Source organism: Mycobacterium sp. 1245801.1 (genome assembly GCF_001673055.1).
Classification (GTDB): Bacteria; Actinomycetota; Actinomycetes; order Mycobacteriales; family Mycobacteriaceae; genus Mycobacterium; species Mycobacterium europaeum_A.
The window spans coordinates 1-2,131 of record NZ_LZKY01000038.1; the positions used below are offsets into that span (position 1 = coordinate 1).

General features: G+C 69.1%; 2 protein-coding genes. One reads left to right on the plus strand and one right to left on the minus strand.

All coding sequences use genetic code 11. From position 1 onward, the window contains the following. Nucleotides 1-829, minus strand: an 829-nt coding sequence (locus tag A5622_RS02250; protein ID WP_082994509.1) for an AMP-binding protein, incomplete at its 3' end; no start/stop codon positions are given. A 120-nt stretch (nt 830-949) separates the two neighbouring features. Between A5622_RS02250 and ipdE1 the strand changes: the two genes are divergently transcribed. Then, entirely contained in the window at nt 950-2,098 is a 1,149-nt protein-coding gene (ipdE1, locus tag A5622_RS02255; protein WP_066859669.1) for an acyl-CoA dehydrogenase IpdE1, read from the plus strand. The last annotated feature ends 33 nt before the right edge of the window (nt 2,099-2,131 follow it).

Consider the following 2,131-nt stretch of genomic DNA (forward strand, 5'->3'; position numbering starts at 1 on the left):
GGTCGAGCAGGGTTTGGTAGATGGTGGGCGGCCCGGGCAGCACGGTGATGCGGTGTCGCTCGATGGCCTGCAGTGCGCGCAGCGGATCGAAGGTCAGGTGCGGAATCAGCGTCGCCCCGGTCTGCAGGCACGCCAGGATCCCGGCCTTGTACCCGAAGTTGTGAAAGAACGGGTTGATGCACAGATAGCGGTCGTCGCTGGTGATCTTGCCGTTGGCCGCCCAGGAGGCCGACGCCGACAACGACTGCCGGTGCGCGCACAGCACGCCTTTGCTGCGTCCGGTCGTGCCGGAGGTGAACAGGATGTCGCTGACGTCATCGGGGACGACGGCGGACGCGCGAGCCGCGACCGCGTCGAGGTCGGTGCCGCGCGCGATGAACTCGTCCCAGGTCGCCGGAACAGGATCGTCGGCATCGACCGGTATCCGCACGATGTGCCGCAGCGCGGGCAGCGCCGCGCGGTTCAGGTCGGCCAGGCGATCGTGGCCGAGGAAGCGGCCCATGCCGAACAGCACCGGGGCGCCGGTCCGGGCCAGGATGTCGCTGGCCTCGGCGGCGGTGTAGCGGGTGTTCAGCGGCACCATCGCGGCCCCGGCGTGGTGGATTGCCAGGCAGGCCACCACCCAGTGCCAGGTGTTCGGCGACCAGACGGCCACCCGGTCGCCCGCCCGCACGCCGAGATCGATGAGGGCGGCGGCCGCGCGGTGCACCTCGTCGCGCAGGCCGGCGGCGGTGAAGGATCGTTCGTCGGTGATCAGCGCGTCGTGATCGGGCAGCCGGCTCGCGAAACGATCCAGCGCGGCGGGCACCGTGCGCGGATCGTTGGTCATGGGATGCTCCTGTAGCGGCGCTGACGCGATTTTGATTGCCCGGTTTCTCCTCACGCCGCCCCGCGGCGCGCATCGTCACCGAGCTACAAAGCAAGTGCTTGGTAGGTTAGCCTACAGGGCATGCAGGACGTCGAGGAGTTCCGGGCGGAGGTCCGGCAGTGGCTCGCCGACAATCTGGTCGGCGAATTCGCAGCTCTCAAGGGCCTCGGTGGGCCCGGACGCGAGCACGAGGCGTTTGAGGAGCGCCGGGCATGGAACCAGCACCTCGCCGCGGCCGGACTGACGTGCCTCGGCTGGCCGGTCGAGCACGGCGGCCGCGGCCTGTCCACCGCGCACCGAGTGGCGTTCTACGAGGAGTACGCCAAGGCCGACGCCCCGGACAAGGTCAACCACTTCGGCGAGGAGCTGCTTGGCCCCACGCTGATCGCCTTCGGCACGCCCGAACAGCAGCAGCGCTTCCTGCCGCGCATCCTCGACGTCACCGAGCTGTGGTGCCAGGGCTACTCCGAGCCCGGTGCCGGCAGCGACCTGGCCAACGTGGCGACCACCGCCGAACTCGACGGCGACGAGTGGGTGATCAACGGCCAGAAGGTGTGGACGTCGCTGGCCCACCTGTCGCAATGGTGCTTCGTGGTCGCGCGCACCGAAAAGGGTTCCAAGCGCCACGCCGGCCTGTCGTACCTGCTGGTCCCGCTCGATCAGCCGGGCGTGGAGGTTCGCCCGATCGTCCAGATCACCGGCACCGCGGAATTCAACGAGGTGTTCTTCGACGACGCCCGCACCGAGGCCTCTCTGGTGGTCGGCGAGCCCGGCGACGGCTGGCGGGTCGCCATGGGGACGCTGACCTTCGAGCGTGGGGTCTCGACGCTCGGGCAGCAGATCCGTTACGCCCGTGAGCTTTCCAACCTCGCCGAGCTTGCCCAGCGGACCGGCGCCGCCGAGGACCCGTTCATCCGCGAGCGGCTGACCCGGGCGTGGACCGGGCTGCGGGCCATGCGCAGCTACGCGCTGGCCACCATGGATGTCGAGCAGCCCGGACAGGACAACGTGTCGAAGTTGTTGTGGGCCAACTGGCATCGCGACCTCGGCGAGCTGGCCATGGACGTCATCGGCAAGCCGGGGCTGACCCTGGCCGACGGCGAGTTCGACGAATGGCAGCGGCTGTTCCTGTTCACTCGCGCGGACACCATTTACGGCGGGTCCAACGAGATCCAGCGCAACATCATCGCCGAGCGGGTGCTCGGCCTACCCCGAGAGGTGAAGGGATGAGCCTGTCCGAAGCCCCGAAAGAGATTGCCGGAC